This window comes from Bacteroidales bacterium, from assembly GCA_023228145.1.
Classification (GTDB): domain Bacteria; phylum Bacteroidota; class Bacteroidia; order Bacteroidales; family CAIWKO01; genus CAIWKO01.
In genome coordinates, this window is the sequence record JALOBU010000025.1 from 1 (window position 1) to 19456 (window position 19456).

Annotated in this window: 18 protein-coding genes; 4 read left to right on the top strand and 14 right to left on the bottom strand. The window is 37.5% G+C overall.

Going from position 1 to position 19456, the window contains the following annotated elements; translation table 11 throughout:
- Nucleotides 1–168: 168 nt before the first annotated feature.
- Nucleotides 169–1440 carry a M20/M25/M40 family metallo-hydrolase gene (locus M0R16_10955; GenBank protein MCK9613390.1) on the bottom strand — a complete coding sequence of 424 codons (1272 nt, stop codon included), beginning with the start codon at nt 1438–1440 and terminating at the stop codon, nt 169–171.
- Entirely contained in the window at nt 1437–2669 is a 1233-nt protein-coding gene (locus tag M0R16_10960) for a M28 family peptidase (GenBank protein MCK9613391.1), read from the bottom strand. The genes M0R16_10955 and M0R16_10960 overlap by 4 nt, the downstream gene beginning before the upstream one ends.
- 284 nt (nt 2670–2953) lie before the next feature.
- On the opposite strand from M0R16_10960, the gene M0R16_10965 reads away from it, so the two are divergent.
- From M0R16_10965 to M0R16_10980, 4 genes are all read left to right on the top strand, one after another.
- On the top strand, nt 2954–3736 hold the full coding sequence (locus M0R16_10965) for a hypothetical protein (protein ID MCK9613392.1): 783 nt from the start codon (nt 2954–2956) through the stop codon (nt 3734–3736).
- A gap of 635 nt (nt 3737–4371) precedes the next feature.
- Nucleotides 4372–4557, top strand: coding sequence for a type II toxin-antitoxin system HicA family toxin (locus M0R16_10970; GenBank protein MCK9613393.1), 186 nt, complete (start codon nt 4372–4374; stop codon nt 4555–4557).
- Nucleotides 4558–4576: 19 nt separating this feature from the next.
- Nucleotides 4577–4975: a helix-turn-helix transcriptional regulator gene (locus M0R16_10975; protein ID MCK9613394.1), complete on the top strand. Its 399-nt coding sequence runs from the start codon at nt 4577–4579 to the stop codon at nt 4973–4975.
- Nucleotides 4976–5146: 171 nt separating this feature from the next.
- Complete coding sequence (locus M0R16_10980) at nt 5147–5866, top strand: hypothetical protein (GenBank protein MCK9613395.1); 720 nt, start codon at nt 5147–5149, stop codon at nt 5864–5866.
- Between the two features lie 189 nt (nt 5867–6055).
- Here M0R16_10980 and M0R16_10985 read toward each other — a convergent pair whose 3' ends face one another.
- The 12 genes from M0R16_10985 to M0R16_11040 all read right to left on the bottom strand — a co-directional run bounded on the left by M0R16_10985 (nt 6056) and on the right by M0R16_11040 (nt 19210).
- Complete coding sequence (locus tag M0R16_10985) at nt 6056–6652, bottom strand: phosphatase PAP2 family protein (protein ID MCK9613396.1); 597 nt, start codon at nt 6650–6652, stop codon at nt 6056–6058.
- Between the two features lie 13 nt (nt 6653–6665).
- On the bottom strand, nt 6666–7655 hold the full coding sequence (gene obgE / locus M0R16_10990) for a GTPase ObgE (GenBank protein ID MCK9613397.1): 990 nt from the start codon (nt 7653–7655) through the stop codon (nt 6666–6668).
- Between the two features lie 235 nt (nt 7656–7890).
- Nucleotides 7891–8667, bottom strand: coding sequence for an SDR family oxidoreductase (locus M0R16_10995; GenBank protein MCK9613398.1), 777 nt, complete (start codon nt 8665–8667; stop codon nt 7891–7893).
- 118 nt (nt 8668–8785) lie between these two features.
- A complete protein-coding gene (locus tag M0R16_11000) occupies nt 8786–9517 on the bottom strand; it encodes an energy transducer TonB (protein MCK9613399.1) in 732 nt (243 codons plus the stop codon).
- Nucleotides 9518–9550: 33 nt separating this feature from the next.
- Nucleotides 9551–9964, bottom strand: coding sequence for a biopolymer transporter ExbD (locus tag M0R16_11005; protein MCK9613400.1), 414 nt, complete (start codon nt 9962–9964; stop codon nt 9551–9553).
- A gap of 10 nt (nt 9965–9974) precedes the next feature.
- Nucleotides 9975–10691 carry a MotA/TolQ/ExbB proton channel family protein gene (locus M0R16_11010; GenBank protein ID MCK9613401.1) on the bottom strand — a complete coding sequence of 239 codons (717 nt, stop codon included), beginning with the start codon at nt 10689–10691 and terminating at the stop codon, nt 9975–9977.
- A 142-nt stretch (nt 10692–10833) separates the two neighbouring features.
- Nucleotides 10834–12162, bottom strand: coding sequence for an aminopeptidase (locus M0R16_11015; protein MCK9613402.1), 1329 nt, complete (start codon nt 12160–12162; stop codon nt 10834–10836).
- Nucleotides 12163–12196: 34 nt separating this feature from the next.
- Nucleotides 12197–14170 (bottom strand): KUP/HAK/KT family potassium transporter, encoded by a 1974-nt coding sequence (locus tag M0R16_11020; protein ID MCK9613403.1) that lies wholly within the window; start codon nt 14168–14170, stop codon nt 12197–12199.
- Between the two features lie 111 nt (nt 14171–14281).
- Nucleotides 14282–15370, bottom strand: a complete 1089-nt coding sequence (locus M0R16_11025) for an anhydro-N-acetylmuramic acid kinase (protein ID MCK9613404.1) — start codon at nt 15368–15370, stop codon at nt 14282–14284.
- Nucleotides 15370–16653: a UDP-N-acetylmuramoyl-tripeptide--D-alanyl-D-alanine ligase gene (locus tag M0R16_11030; GenBank protein ID MCK9613405.1), complete on the bottom strand. Its 1284-nt coding sequence runs from the start codon at nt 16651–16653 to the stop codon at nt 15370–15372. The genes M0R16_11025 and M0R16_11030 overlap by 1 nt, the downstream gene beginning before the upstream one ends.
- 67 nt (nt 16654–16720) lie before the next feature.
- The gene (locus M0R16_11035) at nt 16721–18196 is read right to left on the bottom strand and encodes an SUMF1/EgtB/PvdO family nonheme iron enzyme (protein MCK9613406.1); all 1476 of its coding nucleotides are present in this window, start codon (nt 18194–18196) and stop codon (nt 16721–16723) included.
- A gap of 30 nt (nt 18197–18226) precedes the next feature.
- Complete coding sequence (locus M0R16_11040; GenBank protein MCK9613407.1) at nt 18227–19210, bottom strand: type IX secretion system membrane protein PorP/SprF; 984 nt, start codon at nt 19208–19210, stop codon at nt 18227–18229.
- Nucleotides 19211–19456: the final 246 nt, after the last annotated feature.

A 19456-nucleotide genomic window follows, 5' to 3' on the forward strand; every position in this document is an offset into this window, starting at 1 on the left:
ATGACTACAATTACAAAAGACCTCACAAGTCTTTGGGATATAAAACACCGATGATGGTATTAAATGAAAAAAATGTATTTTTGAAACTCTAAGATTGAATGGCCCGAAAAAAAGGGAAGCTTACACTCTCCCTACCTAAAATAACAATTTATCGCTTACTCTCTAATGCTATTCTATTTTAACAAACTTTTTTAAACCTGTCAATACCCCGTTTTTATTGAGCAAATAAATATAATATATTGAAGGTTTTATCTCTGGTATTGTCAGCCTGATCGGAAGTATTCCGTCTTGAACAAAAGTCGAAAACACTCTTCTGTTCATCAAATCTCTTATTTCAATTGTTAATGGAGATTTCTGTTCTTCGCCAAGATATTTAATCCAAATGTATTCGTTACAAGGATTTGGGTATATCGTCAAACTATTTTCTAAATCAATTGGACTAACGCCAGCGGCAGAATCGAAAGGTACTCGATCCAATAAAAGAGCAAATATCAACTTAGTTATTTCCCTGAAATAATCGAAATCAATATTATCTACAATATCCGTAACTTTATGATAATTTGGATTAAAAGAAGGATTTCTTTCAATAAATCCTATTGCAGGGAATGAATCAGCCCAAAATGGATATGCATCCCAAACCTTCTGATCATTATATATCTGAGAGTTGATACTGCAATATTGAAGTCTTAAAGTATCTGCAAGAGCGCTAATCCATTCATGACCAATATACCCCATTATGTTCACAGTATTAGTAGTATCGCCAGGATATCCAAGCATATCAGCATTTATCATCATTTTTATATCCTTATTAAGTGAATCGCATAAATGGGCATAATGCTTCGATCCACTATAACTTGATCCCATAAGTTCCTCTGCAGCAAAACCAATAAATTCTATTGAATATTTTGGACAATAATTACGAGCTTTTAAAATTCTGGAAATTTCAAGAAACGCAGCGACTCCAGTCGCATTATCATCAGCACCGGGAGCAGATATCAAAGGATTGGTTATTGAATCCCAACCTGCAAATGAATCATAATGTGCCCCTAAAATATATGTCGCGGCAGGGTTTTGAGTACCCCATAAGGTGCCTATAACATTATATTGTGTCAAAACAACATGAAATGTACCGCCTCCATCATTAATGTGAATTTCAAACGTACATGGGAACGAATCAATGATTGTATTATATCCAAATGATTCCAACTTTGCAGCCAACCATAATGCAACACTCTTCCGATTATCAGCAAGGCAATATCTTGTTCCGAAGGATTGAAGAGACAGAGTATATGAATATAAACTATCAGAATTTACATCGGCAAGACAACTTTGAATGAAAGGATCAAAACTTTTAATAGTCCTTTGATCATTCTGAGCATTTACATGAAATGCGATGAAGCAGAAAAAAATAACAAAAAAGTACTTTACATTCTTATTCATTTGCATAAAACTAATTTACTTCTATAGTTGATCGCTGCGCCCTCTGTTTTGCAGTAATAGATTCCTTCTGCCAAATTTGAAATATCAAATGTAGTTGATGTCGCTGGCTCTAATATAATTTCCTTGCACTTCCTCCCAAAACAATCATAAATTCCAAGAGTCAAACTTTTACATTGATTTCCGCATTTTACTGTTATCCTGCCCGATGTCGGATTTGGATAAACATCCAATTCATTACTAACCCAATAATCATCAACTCCGAGAACTGTATCTTGAGCATATAAGAATACGGCACAGGTAAGCTTAGTCATTTCAAGGCAATACTCCATATTACAATTGCTTATTGTATCTCCGAATGTGTTGTAATAAGGAGATGGTATCCCTTCATTTAACGTAATCGAGGGAAATCCATGTTTATAAAAATACCAGCTATCTTTTTCTCTATTTCGATAATTACTGGAAATGTTTAAGTCTGGCACAAATTGGTGTGCAACGAATTTTACAAAGTTCTTTAACCAGTAACTATATTGCCACAAATAATAAGAATAACTGGTATCAGGCGGATTGTAAGCAATTTCAGCACATTCAAACATAAATTTAATATTATAATTCAATGAATCCGCCATATGAGCATATTCGCAACTGCCGCAAATTGTATTAGGGTGAATAATTGGGTTTTCACTCATCGTAAATGCAATAAATCTGATTGTACGATTTGGATTAAGCATTTTCAATTTAAAAACACGTGCTATTTCTAGCATTGCTGCTACTCCCGAAGCATTATTATCTGCCCCGGGTGCAGAAGCAGTATCATTAGACTGGGTTTTGCTATCGTAATGTGCTCCTAAAATAAGAATATCATCTGGCCATATAACGCCGGGGTAATCGGCGACTACATTGTATAGCCATATTTCATAATATGGAGCATCAGCAATTACTTTAAATGAATCAAGTTTTGCATCATATCCGTACGAATTAAATTTTTGAGCAATCCACTCGGCAATTTGCTTTCTGTTTTGGGTTAGAGAAAAACGGGTTTTGAATGATTGTAAATATGAAATGCTTTGTGCAATACTATCTTGTTTTAATTCATTAAGATAATCGCTAATAACACTATTAGGTATTTTCGACTCTCCGCCTTCATTTTGACAAAATGAAACATTGACCTTCCAAATGAATAACAGTACGATAAATATGACAATTGATTTATAAAAGGCGCAGGTATTCATTTTTATAATATTTTCATTATCAAAATAACAGTACAAAAGCTTCGTCACTCTGACCATTAATACACAGTAAAGTTATTAAATTTTTAATATGCGGGTCAAACAATAACAAATTGATTCTCAATCCCGCAATTCCCGACCTAAAAGAATAAAAGCTAACAAAACCAAAACATAATTTCAAAAAAGACTTCAAAAAGATTTTCAAAAGGCGCAAGCTTTACCATTAGCCACAGGATTTCAAATATTAGTTATATTTGTATTAATCAAATTTTAAAACCCTTAATCCTATGCCCTCAATTTCCGAAACCGGCCACGCCGTCAATATTGAGAACTTCAAAGTAATGATTGATCGTTGCACTGCCTTTGGCACAGAATACGACCCGAGCAATACCGCTTTGACAATAGTGAACATGACCTCGCAATATGATGCTGTTCGCCTTTGTCAGAAGAATTATCTGGACGGATTGGAAGTTTCACGTACCAAGATCAACAATCATGATTTACTGTACCAGCCCTTGAATCTGTTGATCACACATGTCATAAACGTGTTGCAAAGCACCGAGGCGAGCAAACCATTCATTCGTGATGCAAAAGCCCTTGCCGATGTCATTCGGGGTACGAACCTTAATCCGAGAACGAAAAAGGACGGAACCCCAGATCTTGACCACATCAGCAACAGCCATCAAAGCTTTGTCATGCGTGCCGACAACTTTGAAAAACTTGTTTTCCTTCTCAAAGCCGAACCTAAGTACACGCCTAATGAAAATGACCTGAAAGCAACCTCACTTGAATCCTATAAAGATCAATTAATAGCCGCAAATTCCGATTTATTCGCCCAGCTTGCCCCGGTCATGAACGACAGAATAGCAAGAAACCATCTTTTATATGATCCTGACACCGGCGTAGTCGACACAGCCAAGAAAGTAAAGAAATATGTCCGTGGGCATTTCGGACCTCGAACCCCCGAAGCCAAATCAATCACCAGCATAAAGTTTACCCTCCCCCGCAAGAATCCGAGTCATAAGAAGAAAAAGACAGGAAACGACAATCCCCCACCCCCAAATCCTTAAAACATTAATAATCAGTACTTGCACAGGAATACAAAAGGGGCACATATTACTTTTTATGCGCACATGTTTCTTTTTATCATGCACTTTTTTGATTTTAGGATGCACAATATTGATTTTCATGCACACAATATTGATTTAAAAGGGCATATTATTGATTTTCATGCGCACATGTTTCATGTAGCCGTGACAATCCTTAATTCCTGCATGACGTTCTTTGGTTCCGACACGACACAAATTAATTCGATCATGCATCTTTTTAATAGGTGGCCGACACTTTCTCATTCGACACATCACAACTGAAATTCCGACGATCAGATTATTCATATTGACAAGGCATATTACAAGAAATAAATGCATATCTTTGACTGACACGAAACAAAAACAATAAATTAAAACCTGCCAGGCGGTAACTTTGTGTCGGCAAGCAGCGGCGGGTGCGGGTTTCGGGACAGTGCAGTTCTTTTATTTAGCGGTCGGTTTGGTGGACAGGAAAGTACTTCTTTCACCGCCGCCGACTTGCCACAGCGGTTCGTTATAGCTAATACCTTTGAAGTCTTTCAAAAAAATTATAATAAAATTTGCATATAGGTAAATTATTATTTACCTTTGTGGTATTAATTTAACTCTGACTTTAAATGAAGTGCTCAGAAATTTACCGAATCTTGCTAAAAGACGGATGGTATCCCACGACACAGAAGGGATCACATATTAAAATGAAACACACGACCAAACCTGGTACTATTGTGTTTCCTAACCATAGTAGCCAAGAACTCGGCAAAGGACTTGAAAAGAAAATATTTAAAGATGCCGGAATTAAATAACAAAATAAAACTAGCAACCATGAAAACAACAAAGAAAAAAATTGACATGATAATAGAAAAAACCAAGACTGGTTTTTCAGCATATGCAAAGGATTACCCCATTTTTACAACTGGAAAAACTATTGCAGATTTAATAAATAACACTTATGAGGCTACGACGTTATATTTTGAAGAACAAAAAGTCAAAGTAACTCCTGACAATATCAATTTCGAGGTTGATTTCAAACAGTTTTTTCAATTTTATAAAGTCATTAATTCCAAATTTCTTGCTGAAAAAATTGGCATGAATCCAACATTATTATCTCAGTACGTGCAAGGACGTAAAAAACCTTCTGGACAACAGACTGAAAAAATCTTACATGGAATCCATCAAATTGGCAGAGAACTTTCGGAGTTAAATTTAATTCACAGAGTTTAATAAACCGGTACTAACTATAACTTGTGTCTGCTTTCACCCCGCAGGAAAGGCAAACATGACAGTTTGGGAAATGTTTAAAAATAATGTGTACTTGGACAAGAAAAGTTTATAAATTGCGGGGCGAAAAGCAGCCACTGGCTCGTTATGCACAAGCAAAAATTACAGTAGACAATGACTGACAAACTTGATGATATAAAAGAATTTTTAGAAAATCTTCCTGACACATTCGACATCTTAAAAGAAGGGATTGATCTTCAAACACAAAAGGAATACCTTGACTACTCCCATTCATTTGATTATGGCGAATTGACCGAAACAGAAACCATTAAGCTAGGCAACATCCTCCTTGACAACAGGGCTAGTATAGAAGTCAAGAAAAAAGCTTTGACCCTTTTAGCGCATCTTGGGACAATTTCTTCATTCCGACAGATTGAAAAATATAATAAGCAACCTGACAAAGAATTAAAACAGTGGACTACATTGGCTTTGCAAGAGTGTAAAATGTTCCTTGAAAGCTCTCTGACTGATCAAAGTACCGGCTTTATCTCAACCGGACTTGGTGGACTTCAAGACAAATTACGGTATTATTTCTTTGTTCTGCCTTCATCAGACAGTCCCTTTAGTACGACACAGATGAACATCATAAAAGGAGAATTCACCCTTGCAGCCAAAGATTTAAATTGTATTGTAGAAACATTGGACTTGTCGGACACGTTTGTCGGGCTGACAGTTTTAGTGCCTATGGATGTTGCTGTTGGAACATTCATAGAGTCTGGCATAAAGAAATGTAATGAATTTGGAGACTTTGTGTTTGAACATTATTACGTGACGAATATGGAAATTCCGGATGAATCGGAGATTCAGGACATTATAAAAAAAGTGAGAGAATGAATATTGCCAGTGCATAACAGGCATCTGCTTTCAGTGGCGGGGCTGTGTATTTTGACAGGTAGTGATTCTTTATTATGTCTTAACCCCCTATATGTTGGACAGATTTATCAAAACAGTTTAGGTTCATATTATCATTTTCGGGTTTATCTTTCTTTTCCTTCCGACAAGCAAAGGTAGCTTTTCTACCATCTAATTTTTCAACCTAAAAAATGCAGTTCTTTTCAGTAACTTTTCCGAAACCAATCTGAAGGCAAAGCCTATAAGCAACCCTATAATAATACCTAAAAGTGCTCCAAAAAAAATATCGGCAGGGTAATGTACGCCCAGATATATGCGGCTGTATGCTATGATGCCCACCCATAAAAAAATCAAAGGAATAAAATGGCGTACTTTCCGATAAAAAACTACGGATAAAAATGTTGCTAATCCAAAAAAGTTTGCTGCATGCGACGAGACAAAACCGTATAAGCCACCCCGGTAATCATGCAGTATGTGAACCTGTTCCCGTATCTCAAGGTTATGAGTGGGGCGATAGCGCTGAAACACTTCCTTAAAAAAATTTACCGAAGCCAGATCGGTGCATGCAATACATATTGCAGCAAAAAGTACTATAAAAATTGCTTGCCGGCGATATAGCTTTATAGACAGAAAAATCAAAATGAAATATACCGGGAGCCATGTCCATGCATTGGTAGCATACCAGAAAATAAAATCCAGGAAAGGATGGTGATATCCATTAAGAAACAATAATAATTCTTTATCAAATGCAATCAGTTTCTCTAGCATGATGGTAGTAAACTTATGAGTTCAGATATTTCCATAACAAATCCTTCATTTCGGTTATCCCGCTCATAGCAACAGCAGAAATAAAAACAGCAGGTACATCAGGAAGTTTTTTTGCCAATTGTTTTCTGCGGGTTTCGTCAATCAGGTCGCATTTTGTAACTGCCAGTAGTCTGGATTTATGCAATAATTCCGGGTTGTATTGCTTTAGTTCGTTTAGCAGGATGTTGTATTCTTTTTTAATGCTATCGCTGTCGGCAGGAACCATGAAAAGTAAAACCGAGTTACGCTCGATATGCCTCAGGAACCTCAGCCCTATCCCTTTTCCGAGGTGTGCCCCCTCAATAATCCCCGGAATGTCGGCCATAACAAACGACCTGTTGTCTTTGTAACCTACAATGCCGAGATTAGGAACCAGTGTTGTAAAAGGATAATCCGCAATCTTGGGTTTGGCTGCCGAAACCACCGAAAGCAGTGTTGATTTCCCAGCATTTGGAAATCCCACCAATCCCACGTCTGCCAACAGTTTTAGTTCAAGTATCTTGTCTTTTTCCTGTCCCGATTCACCAGGCTGGGCGAAACGCGGAGTTTGAAAAGTAGCCGACTTAAAATGAACATTCCCCAATCCTCCCCTGCCGCCTTCCAGCAATATATGGGTTTCTCCGTCGTAGGTAATTTCAAAATCAATATTGCCTGTCTCGGCATCACGGGCAACAGTACCCAGAGGAACTTCTATAACAGTATCCTTACCGTAAGCTCCGAAACACTGATTACTGCCTCCGCCTTCACCGTCACCTGCAATAACATGGCGCGTATAACGCAGATGCAAAAGCGTCCACAGGTGTGCATTGCCTTTCAGGATAATATGCCCTCCCCTGCCGCCGTCGCCACCATCGGGGCCACCCTTGGGTTTGAATTTTTCTCTACGTAAATGTGCTGAGCCGGCGCCACCCTTGCCCGAACGACAGTGAATTTTTATATAATCAACAAAGTTGGAACCGGACATAACAATTTTTAATGTAGAATGTTAAATGAAGAATGATGAATGTACAGCAATATTATCAGGTGATTGGTATTATCAAATTTTTCAACAAAGGTAAGGAATTATAGTTATTCACCCTCTGATATACAAATATCGAAAAAAAAAATTTCTTTTTTCATACCATAATGCAGTGGGGGCATGCATCTATTTTCCTAAGAAAAAAAGGGCAACTCCGACCCTGCAATGAATTAAACTTAATTTATTTTTTCTCAAGAAGCTTTTTTGTAATCTTTACTGCCAGATTCATAGGAGCCATGCGCGAAGTATGCGCCATCAGACGGTTTAAAAATCCGTGTATGGCCACAGCTTTGCCTTTCATCATGGCATGATAACCATATAGGGCTACTTCATCGGCAGAGGGAAGTTTCCTGTTTGCCATACGGCTATTGTGCATGGATGCGGCGTTCACAAAATTGCTCTCCGTCAACCCCGGACATAAGGCAGTAACCGTAACACCTTGTGGTTTAACTTCATTGTTTAAGGCCTGAGAAAAACTCAACACATAAGCTTTTGTAGCAAAATAAACGGCCATCAGCGGCCCCGGCTGAAAAGAAGCTGTGGAAGCCAGATTAAGAATTTTCCCACCCCCGTTTTTTATCATGTCGGGTAAAAATAACTTCGTAAGCTGTGTCAGTGTGGTAATGTTAAGTTGTATCATGTCGGCTTCTTTCTTCCATGAGGTTTCTGTGAAATAACCGTAATTACCATACCCTGCATTGTTAATAAGATAATACACCTTGATATTTTGCTTTTTTATTTCTTCGTAAACTTCTTTGGCAGAATCAGCCATTGATAAATCCCTGCCAAGGGTATAAACTGATATTTTATATTGTGATTCCAGTTCTGTTTTCAATTCATCAAGTTTGGTTTTGTTGCGTGCAACAATTACAAGGTTATCCCCTTTGGAAGCATGAATACGCGCCAGTTCAAGGCCTATGCCGCTTGATGCACCAGTGATTAGAGCTGTTTTTGGCATTTTGATTTTTTTTAATTCAAAAAATACAATAGCATCATTAATAAAAACAAAAATAAGGTAATAAAGTGGATGGCAATCATTACCGGAAGAAACAGCGATGATATTTTATGAAAGAAATTTAATTGAGGTTTATAAAATTATAAGTTATCGTACCCTGCTGCTCTTCAGGGGCATTGGCTTTTGCATCAAATTTGGATTTGCGTGCCGCATCTTCGGCAATTTTACGCAGGTAAAGGCTGGTTGTTGTGGTGCCCCTTGCCCCTGCCTGTGCTTTTGTAACGTTGCCGTTTTTATCAACCCATATAGTTACCACAACCACTCCTTCATCTTTGGAATTATAATTTGGTTTTGGCAACGATTTTGATTTGCGGTCGCCCAGTTTAAAAGATATGCCATCACCCGACGGGCTGTTGCCATTATAGTTATCTGAGTTGGGGTTTCCGTTGGGGTTACCCTGGTTTCCCGGGTTCCCGGTTATTCCCTGAGAACCTCCGTCATTGTTTTTTTTGCCGGGATACAAAGCATTTTTGTTCACCTGAGGCTCTTCACTTTGAGTTGTATTGTTTTCTGTTTTGTTTTTATTGAGGTTAACACTTTCTTCCGTGTTTTGAGTGATGTTTTCATTTTCATTGCTGCTGTTATTATTATTGGCAGCATTTTGCGAAAAAGGATTTACAGGTTCTATATCTCCGGTGCCATCATCACTATAACCCAAATTCACCTCAACGCCTTCTTCCTCTGGAAGTGGCAAAGGGGTAGAAAAGCCGAAAAAAATAAAACATAATAAAACCACTGCATGAAACAACAAGGTTCCTGCTATTCCCTTGATATCATTTTTTGTCAGTTTCATGGCTTTATTGCGTTTATCTGCTTATACGAAAAATTATTTTTTGGGTTGTGTTGCCAGTATCACCTTATGCTTTGATTTATACAAATCATTAATCTGATTGACGGCTTCAATTACATTAACCACATATTGCACAGGAACTGTTCTGTCGGTTCGAAGCACAATGGTTGCATCAGTCTGTGAACCAAGTTTTCCCTTGATAGACTGCATCAATACAGCTTCGGCAACAGGCTGATCTTCCAGAAAATATTCAAACTTATCATTGATATAGACAGTGGTGGTTTGCTTTGCAATGGTTTTACTGTTGCTGTTTGGAAGAAGTAACTTAATTGCATTCGGACTGACCAATGTAGAAGTCAGCATGAAAAAGATAAGCAGTAAAAATACCAGATCAGACATGGAGGCCATACTGAACTCTACGCTGCGTTTATTTCTCATTTGTATTGCCATGACTTCAAATTTAAGATGCAGGTTCGTTAAGGAGATCCATAAACTCAGAGGCACGCGACTCAAGCATATTTACTACTTTTTGTATCCGGGAAACTATGATATTGTAACAGAAATATGCAATAATTCCGACTATTAAACCGGCAACCGTGGTTATCATAGCTTCATAAATGCCACCAGAAAGAGTTGCTATTTCAATATTATTACCTGCTTTCGAGATGTTATAAAAAGCTCGCACCATTCCGGTAACGGTGCCAAGAAAACCAAGCATAGGAGCTCCGCCTGCTGCTGTTGCCAATATAGCCACTTTCTTCTCCAATTTTGCAATTTCAAGTTTTCCTACATTTTCAATGGCAGCATTAATATCGCTTAGTGGTTTCCCCAAACGAAGCAAACCCTTATGTATCATTCGGGCGATAGGGGTATCGGTATTTTTAGATAACGAAAGTGCAGCATCCAGTTTTCCCTGATGGATAAAATCCTTGATATTATTCATAAAACCTGAATCTTCTTTTGCAGCTCTCTGGGTTGCAATAAAACGTTCAATAAAAATATATATAGCAAGAATAGACAATACAGCTATTGGTATCATGATCCAGCCGCCTTTCATAGTTAGTTCCCATAACGATAGCGTTTCGGAAGTAGGCACCGTTTGAGTAACTTGCTGTATAAGCTGTGAAGTTGTATCGGTCACAGTCCCTGATTGAGTAATTTGCAATAAAATTCCCAGCATAAATATTATGTTTTTAAATCATGTAAAGTTATATGTAATGCCTTTTATCGCTGTATTTGTAAAAGTTTATTTGTTAACACGTTGTTGTTAATATATAAACGGATAAAAGCAATTGATATTATCAGAAAAATAATGCAATTTACTTAAGCCAGGCTTTGATTTTTTCAATTATTTGCTGTTGTGTTTCTTTTGGGAAAGAGCGTATGCGGGCACGATGGCTCTCAGCAGGGCATACGGCCTTAAGCATATTTTTTTTATCCCCGAAATTAACAGCAGCAGCCGACCATGGGTCGTATTCCCCGTAAATAAAAATCATTTGAGGATCATTCTCATTTAAAAATTTTTGACAATACTGAGAAAGTGTGCTGTCAAATGTAAAAGTAAGACCCTCGGGAAGAAATATCTTTTCTAAGTATCCTTTGGCGGTTTTTATTTTCAGGTATTTTGCAAAAGGTTCTGTTTCGTAACCATAGTAACCTAATTCCTTAGCTGCCTGAACAAAAAAAGCCAGCGTAGGAGCTATGCCTTCGTTGGCAAAATAATCGGGGGAACATACCCGCATAAGGTAATTGAACATATCCGTATCGGAAGCTTTAGATGAGGGTATGGAAGCAGGTGCCCAGCCCCATTGCCAGAATGAAAAAGAAAACTCCAGCACACAATAATCAAATATTTCATTCAAGGGAAGTCTGAAAGTATACTTTTCTTTCGCACAATACTGTTCAAACATCGGCATCATTTTTTTTCTTCGTTTCAACACCTCAAGCTGAAAATCATGAACTTTTTGCCTTTCGGGCTCGCTTGCCACTTTACAGCTAATAAAAGGCTCGTGGCGCCCGTCTTCCAAACTGAAACACAAAGGCCCAACGTAACACACACTGATGTCAACATCATCAGGATAAAGTGCGCGGTGAATAAGCGCTGTCTGCCCTCCTTTGCTGATGCCGGTGTTTATCCATTTTTTGGTGTAAATGGATTTTAAAAGGGTAACGACATTATGATGATCCGAGGCAGCATTTGCAGCAGTTAAATAATTCCAATCCATATTTTCAGGAACCGACTGCCCGAAATAGCGATGTTCAACCAATATTTGATTCGTGTTAAAAAGTGCGGCAAGCTCATCCGTATATTCTGCCCTTTCGGCATAACTTCCGGAATAACCTTCTGTTACAAGAACTACCGGAGCATCATACGAGTAATGTGAAACAAACACTCTTTGAATAAAAGAACCCAAAACAGTGTCCTTCGGGTCAATCCACTGTTTTATTCGTACCAGATATTTTTCTTTGAAAGGAGCCTTGTAACTCATGGTTTTAACCTCAACAACACCTTTTATGGCTTCAAGTTTTTCTTTAAGGGAAATGTCTGTTATTTGTGCAACAGATGTGTAAAATGGGAGATATACTGTGAAACACAGTATAATCAAAAACATTATAGTTTTGCTGATGATTGAAGCTTTTTTAGACATAATTTTTAAAACTGAATATAAATATAAAAAGGCTTTATAAACTCTTAGTATTTTCTCCATTTCCATAAATACGTTTTAAATCATGCTTTGGGCTCTTGGGTATTGAGAGTGGGACTTTTTCAATAGTAATATTACTTGTGTCAAGACCATAAGCTTTCATTTCCGTAGTACCAATACGCTTCAAGTATGTATAAAGGTCCATAATAAACTGCTCAAAAGGGGGAAAATCAAAATCATAGTTCTGAATACGGTCAATGATAACAAAACGAAAATCACTCATGATACGATGTTTCTGTAGTGAAGGATATTTTGAAATTAAATCTACTTCATTATTTCGTATCATTTCATCAACAACCTGCTTAAAGTAAAGGTTAATCCTTGGCTGCACACGGAATCCCAGTAGAAAATCAATCCGGATGAGGGTATCAGGGATAATGGTAGTAACTTTATATTCCTTGGTGTTAGGATCGTCAACAATATCAATATGTATAAGCCAATACAGGTCGGCTCTTTTCGGCTGTTTATTTATAATTGAAAAAATAATTTTGGATTCTACTTCGTGAGGACTGCTGGCTCTGGTAATATATACAAGGTTGGTTGCATATTTGGGTATTGACAGGTCTTTCTTTAAATCTTTCAAAATATTAGAATAAGGATTAATGCGGATAAATTCAATAAAACGGTTTTTCATGCTTCGTCCTTTTTTCCAGATATACATTATGGAGAAGAGTATGCCCCCCAGTAATATTGTAAACCACCCGCCATTGACAAACTTGTGTAAGTTAGCAACAAGAAAGCTAACTTCTATGGTCAGGAATATCATCATAAAAAATACAACCAGTATTATATTCAGGTTTTTAATTTTATATAAATAATAGGAAAGCAGAACTGTTGTCATTAACATGGTAATCGTAATAGAAAGTCCGTAAGCAGCCTCTATATTCTTAGATTCCTTAAAAAATACCATTACGAACAGGCATGCAATACATAAAGCCCAGTTCACTGAGCTAATGTACATTTGTCCTTTAATATTTGTCGGGTAACTAATTCTAAGCCGGGGCCACAAGTTCAGCGACATAGCTACTGAAATCAGCGTATATGCCCCGCTTATCAGCGCCTGGCTGGCAATAATAGCTGCCAGTGTTGCAATAATAATGGCAGGGATAAGGAACCATCCCGGCATCATCCCAAAAAAGGGATTAGTTTCATTGTTGATGCTATTCATATTTATTATAAGCCATGCACCCTGGCCTAAATAATTAGTTATTAGCATTGTTTTTACATATACCCAGCTTATTCTGATATTCTTTCTGCCGCAATGACCAAGGTCAGAATATAATGCTTCTGCACCCGTTGTCGCAAGAAATATGGCTCCCAGCAATACAAAGCCGCCGGGGTAAGCTGTAAGAAACTTAAATGCATAGTAAGGGTTGAAAGCTTTAAACACCAAAGGCGCTTGAAGAATATAAAACATGCCGACTATGCCCAGCATAGCAAACCATAAAAACATTATTGGTCCAAAAGAGCTGCCAACGACTTTGGTGCCAAATTTCTGCAAACTGAAAAGTGCGAGGATAATTAATAAAGCGATAGGAAGCACAGGTATATTTTTCCCTATCAGAAGCAAGCCTTCTGTTGCAGATATCACTGTGATAGACGGAGTGATAACACCATCAGCCAACTCGGTGGCGCCACCGATAATTGCAAAAACATATATCCATGGAGCTTTTTTTCTTATCAGGGCAAAAAGCGAAAAAATTCCACCCTCACCTTTATTGTCAGCCCGCAATGCAATAATAACATATTTAATAGTTGTGAGCATCGTAAGCGTCCATATAACGCAGGAAAGCGCTCCGAGAATAAAATTCACGTCAATAGTACCGGCATTTCCTATGATAGCACGCATCACATACAAGGGCGAAGTGCCAATATCGCCATATACAATGCCCAGTGTCATGATGACACTCAGAAGAGAAGTTTTGGCCGGAATTTTCCTGTTATTTTCCATTAAAATAATTGAAACGGCAAATATATAACAACATTACACCATTTTATTCTTGTAACATAAAATATTTTTTCAAAATCCTATGTTAACCTAATATAATTAATGTATAATTTTTTATTGGCCACCATTAAGCCTACTTGAATAATAAATTGCTCCGCCGCAATTATCATGCGAAGCGCCTGTAACACTTTTCAGGCAATTATTCTCCATGCGCCATCTCAGCACCCCAAGAAATGCAAAAACAAGAGCTTCTTTATAATTAATTACTTCGTCCGTAGGCAGACAAATGAAGGGGATAGACTGCTTTTGTAACAGGGTAATAAGGTATGTATTGTATGCTCCACCGCCTGTAACCAAAACATTTTTTCCTCTTGCTTTATTTAAAACATTTGAAATTTGTGTTGTAATATGTTCACAAAGAGTACATAAGATATCCTCAACAGGAATTTTATATTTTGACACTAATTTAAGAAATTTAGTTTCCACCCATTCTCTTCCCAGCGACTTCGGTGGTTTCATTTTATAGAAATCCAGATTATTGAGATCCTTTAATAAAAAAGTATTGAGCTTCCCTTTTTGCGCCATACGGCCATTACGGTCATATTCTTTTCCTGTTAATTTGGCAAAATGATTCAAAACAATATTTGTCGGGCAAATGTCAAAAGAGATTCTTTTATTATTATATATGTATGAAACATTAGAAAAGCCACCGATATTCAGGCAAATATCATAATCCTTAAATAACAAGGCATCGCCAATTGGCACCAAGGGAGCTCCCTGGCCGCCCAAAGACACATCAATTGTCCTGAAATCGCAAACGACAGGCAAGCCTGTTGCGGCAGAGATTGCCGCCCCGCTACCTATCTGAACCGTCAAACTTTTCTCCGGCTGATGAAAAACAGTATGTCCATGGGAAGCAATAAAATCGGGCGTAATATTATTTTCGATGATAAATTTTGCAATAATGTTACCTGTGTAAAGCCCATAATCCTTATTCAGCAATGACAATTCCTGTGCAGAAAGCCTCGGAGCATTTAATAAACGTGTTTCCCATGCAATAGGGTATTTATGAGTTATTGCCTTTATAATTTCATAATTCCATTTATTTCTATGTAAATAAAAAGTGCAATACGCTATGTCAATACCGTCTAATGATGTCCCCGACATCAGACCAATTACACGGTATATTTTTTTTTGAATCATTATAAAGCTTCAAGTACATGTTCCATCTGCGTTCCTCTGGAACCTTTAACAAGTATAAGCGCTCCTGTCACAGGATTTTTTTTCAAATATTCCCTCAATGCTATTGAGTTTTTAAAAGTTAGGAACCTACTGAACATATTCACAGATGAAAAAATGGAGCCTACAAGAAAAACCTTTTTATAATCATTAGCCACCAGAAACTCCAGTATTTTTTCATGTTCACTTTCTTCATATTTGCCGAGTTCAAGCATGTCACCAAGCATTACCACTTTATGAACCGATTGCATCAGGTTAAAATTTTCTAATGCCGCCATCATGCTGGTCGGATTTGCATTGTATGCATCCAAAATAATAGTGTTGCTTTCCTTGTGGATAAACTCTGAACGGGCATTCTTCGGATAATACTCCTCAATTGCTTTTTTAATGAGTTCGCTATCCACATTAAAATATTCGCCTATGGCAATAGCGCTGAGTATATTTTCAAAATTATATTTCCCAATCAGCTGTGATTGAATAATAATTTTTTTGTTTTCCCAGTAAAGCTTCACGTAAGGATTGGCCTGCAAAAAAGTAACATATATATCTGCACTTGAATTTGTTCCGTAAGTAAATTGCTTCAGATTCTGGGCATTCAGCTTAAGAGTATTATTATTATTATTTATGAATACCATCCCGTTGCGTTGCTCAACATCCCTGTACAGCTCTGTTTTTGCCTTTATGACGTTTTCAAAAGAACCGAAGCCTTCAAGATGGGCTTTCCCAACATTGGTAATAATACCATAGTCGGGTTGTGAAATACTACACAAATTCTGTATTTCACCCGGATGATTGGCCCCCATTTCAATAATGGCTATTTCATGTTCCGGTTTTATTTCAAGTATTGAAAGAGGTACCCCGATATGGTTATTCATATTTCCTTTGGTAGCATAGGTTTTAAACTTATGTGACAGCACCTCATAAATAAGTTCTTTAGTTGTTGTTTTTCCGTTGCTCCCCGTTATACCTATTACGGGTACAGAAAGCTGAGAACGGTGATACGCTGCAAGCTGCTGAAGACATTCCAATGTATTATCAACAAGGATGGTTCTGTCATCGGTTTTATATTCTGCTTCATCAATAATAGCATAGGCCACATTATTTTCCATCGCCTGTTTTGCGAACTTATTACCATTAAATTTCTCGCCTTTTAATGCAAAAAACAAAGAGTCCGGCAAGAGTTTTCTGGTGTCTGTAACAATCAGAGGATGTTTCAGGTAAATTTTGTATAATTCAGCTATTTCCATAAATGATAAATAAAAAAACCCCGTTTGCAAAGTAAACGGGGTTTTTTGAAATTAAAAAATATTTTTTCTAATAGTTACCAACAGGACTACCCACACGTGTCATAGCACATCTGAAACCTATAAAATCTGTGGAAAGGTTTTCATCAAGATATTTTCTGTTTCCCGGGCTTAGCCAATATTGCCTGTCTCTCCAGGAACCACCTTTATACACACGAGCTTTATCGTTAATCATGGAATTAAATCCATAATCATACATAACCGTGCCTTCGGTATCTTCCATATTGCTCCAGTCGTCAGTAGTTACTAAACTTGAAGTAACATCCCCATCAATGAAATTTCTATTATCAGCCTGACGGTAGTTCCTTCTATCTTTGCTTTCTTCAACAGTAACATCGCGCATAATAATTCTTCCAAGGCTATCTTTATCCTCCAGAACTCCATCAGCATCTTTAACCTGTGTCTGGTAAACATTTCCCCTGAATGACCTGAAGTCAGAAAAATCTTCAAAAGATAAAGGTCTGTATACATCCATCACCCATTCCGAAACATTACCTGCCATACAATATAAACCATAATCATTAGGCCAGTAAGCATAAACGGGAGCTGTAATATCGGCGGCATCATTCAGGTTCCCGGCAACACCCATGTTATCGCCGCGGCCGCGTTTAAAGTTAGCAACAAAATCACCAAGATTGTTGGTTCTATCATTACGTGAAATATGGCCGTTCCATGGATAAATTCTGCGTTCAATAACACGTTCATAAATAGTATTTCCAATAAGTCCCAAAGCAGCAAATTCCCATTCGGCTTCCGTAGGCAGACGGTATTTAGGTAAAAGAATACCGTCTTCCATACGCACTTTACGTGTTCCTGAACCGTTGGGATCCATATCATACAGGTCATTTTTCACCATGCCTTCATATTGTCCGGCCAGATAAGCATCCGTATTAAAGTTTTCTTCGTTCTGCTGGTTGGGATCCATTTTTAAAATACCTTCACGCATCAAAATATATTCGTTTACACGGTCGGTTCTCCAATTACAATAATCAGCAGCCTGTACCCAGCTTACACCAACTACCGGGTAATCACGATAAGATGGGTGGCGAAGGTAGTAATCAACCAAAGGCTCATTATATGCCAGTCTTTCACGCCACACCAAAGTGTCAGGCAGGCGTTTTTGCAAAACTTCAGGATAATCTATACCAAAGACCCTTTTTGTCCAATACAAAAATTCCAAATAATCAATGTTTCTGATTTCAGTCTGGTCCATATAAAAAGATGATACCGTTATCCTTCTGGGAATATTATCCCAGTCGTACAATACATCCTGCTCTGTGCGGCCCATGACAAAAGTACCACCTTCAATAAGTACCAAACCAGGTCCTGTTTCCTGTTCTTCATAAGGTACTACTTCAAATCCGCCGTTTTTCGGGTTATTATATTCCCATGCAGTGGTATTCGACAAGTTTTTTTTGCACGAATTCATTAACAATACAACCGAAGCTGCAACTGTTAGTAAACTGATGATTTTCTTGAAACGCATATTTTATTTGTTTTTGTTTTAATAATATAACTAAAATGAAGGACAATTTATTGCTCTGACTCTCTTTGACGGAGGTTTACAATTAAATTGCAAAGCAAAAGAAACTTCATGAGCACCGCCAGTAGCATTTGTAAGTTTTGAAATTGTCAGGTCATAACTATAACCAATTTTAAACATACTAACTTGTAAACCCGCCATAAAAATAATGGCATCTGAGTTTTTGAAGTTCTGCCTGAACCATATACCGCCTACAAAAGGATAGCGGTTAAAATACAATCCATAATTAATTTGCTGAAAATTCTGTTGCTGCATGAAAAGTATGTTGGGCGAGAGTGTGGCCGTATGTTCATTACTTCTGCGGCGCACTTTTTTTACCAGGTCAATGATACCACCGGCGTGCAGCGTAAATTTCATAGGCATACGACTTTTGCTGATAAATCCTTCGTCAGGTTTTGTAAGGTGATGTACTGCAAAACCTACAAAATACTTTTCTCCGTATCCCAGAATTCCCGCAGCGAAGTCAGCATTGGCTTTTGTAAGGCGTGCCGGAGGCAATTCATTGGTATTAAATACGAAACCATGCCTTTTATCTATCATATCAGGAAATGTCAGCTTTTGCCAGTCGAGTTTTTTCTGGAAATATGTAGCCTGTAAAGCCATTTTCATTGAAAACTCACGGTTAACTTCGAGGCGGAACGAATACATAAAAGAAACTGTTGTTGTGTTCAGTATTCCCTGTCCTGCCCTGTCGGTATTTAGGAGCACGCCTATACCACCGGAAATTTTTTCGATATGTTGGTCGTAAGAAGCATTATAAGTAACATAAGTACCCGAAATAGACGGCCACTGGTCACGGAAATTCAGTATGACTCGCGGACAAAGTGTAGCACCTGCAAAAGCCGGGTTTAAATACAAAGGGTTAGCATAATATTGAGAAAAGTGAGGATCCTGTGCATAACTAACACTTCCAAAAGCAATAAACGCTAATAAAACTATTGTGTAAAGTTTTTTCATATAAATATTTTTTGGTTCAAAACATAATAACGCAACATACTGTGTTAGTATTGGCAAAAATACGCAAATTATTTGGTTTTTTCATTTACAATAAAAATATCTTCGTTCCGTTATTATGAAAATATTTTGCTAAGCAAAAATAGCAATTTTTAACAAAAGCAAATATTTAATAAAATCTTTTTTTAACTTTTTTACTAAAAATTGCAGATAAAGTTACACAGAAAGAGATATTTTTTTAAAAAGCAC

Excerpts from the sequence above, each read along its gene's own strand:
- M0R16_10955 (MCK9613390.1), bottom strand. The coding sequence starts at position 1,440 with ATGAATAAGAATGTAAAGTACTTTTTTGTTATTTTTTTCTGCTTCATC.
- M0R16_10960 (MCK9613391.1), bottom strand. The coding sequence starts at position 2,669 with ATGAATACCTGCGCCTTTTATAAATCAATTGTCATATTTATCGTACTG.
- M0R16_10965 (MCK9613392.1), top strand. The coding sequence starts at position 2,954 with ATGCCCTCAATTTCCGAAACCGGCCACGCCGTCAATATTGAGAACTTC.
- M0R16_10970 (MCK9613393.1), top strand. The coding sequence starts at position 4,372 with ATGAAGTGCTCAGAAATTTACCGAATCTTGCTAAAAGACGGATGGTAT.
- M0R16_10975 (MCK9613394.1), top strand. The coding sequence starts at position 4,577 with ATGAAAACAACAAAGAAAAAAATTGACATGATAATAGAAAAAACCAAG.
- M0R16_10980 (MCK9613395.1), top strand. The coding sequence starts at position 5,147 with ATGACTGACAAACTTGATGATATAAAAGAATTTTTAGAAAATCTTCCT.
- M0R16_10985 (MCK9613396.1), bottom strand. The coding sequence starts at position 6,652 with ATGCTAGAGAAACTGATTGCATTTGATAAAGAATTATTATTGTTTCTT.
- obgE (MCK9613397.1), bottom strand. The coding sequence starts at position 7,655 with ATGTCCGGTTCCAACTTTGTTGATTATATAAAAATTCACTGTCGTTCG.
- M0R16_10995 (MCK9613398.1), bottom strand. The coding sequence starts at position 8,667 with ATGCCAAAAACAGCTCTAATCACTGGTGCATCAAGCGGCATAGGCCTT.
- M0R16_11000 (MCK9613399.1), bottom strand. The coding sequence starts at position 9,517 with ATGAAACTGACAAAAAATGATATCAAGGGAATAGCAGGAACCTTGTTG.
- M0R16_11005 (MCK9613400.1), bottom strand. The coding sequence starts at position 9,964 with ATGGCAATACAAATGAGAAATAAACGCAGCGTAGAGTTCAGTATGGCC.
- M0R16_11015 (MCK9613402.1), bottom strand. The coding sequence starts at position 12,162 with ATGTCTAAAAAAGCTTCAATCATCAGCAAAACTATAATGTTTTTGATT.
- M0R16_11020 (MCK9613403.1), bottom strand. The coding sequence starts at position 14,170 with ATGGAAAATAACAGGAAAATTCCGGCCAAAACTTCTCTTCTGAGTGTC.
- M0R16_11025 (MCK9613404.1), bottom strand. The coding sequence starts at position 15,370 with ATGATTCAAAAAAAAATATACCGTGTAATTGGTCTGATGTCGGGGACA.
- M0R16_11030 (MCK9613405.1), bottom strand. The coding sequence starts at position 16,653 with ATGGAAATAGCTGAATTATACAAAATTTACCTGAAACATCCTCTGATT.
- M0R16_11035 (MCK9613406.1), bottom strand. The coding sequence starts at position 18,196 with ATGCGTTTCAAGAAAATCATCAGTTTACTAACAGTTGCAGCTTCGGTT.
- M0R16_11040 (MCK9613407.1), bottom strand. The coding sequence starts at position 19,210 with ATGAAAAAACTTTACACAATAGTTTTATTAGCGTTTATTGCTTTTGGA.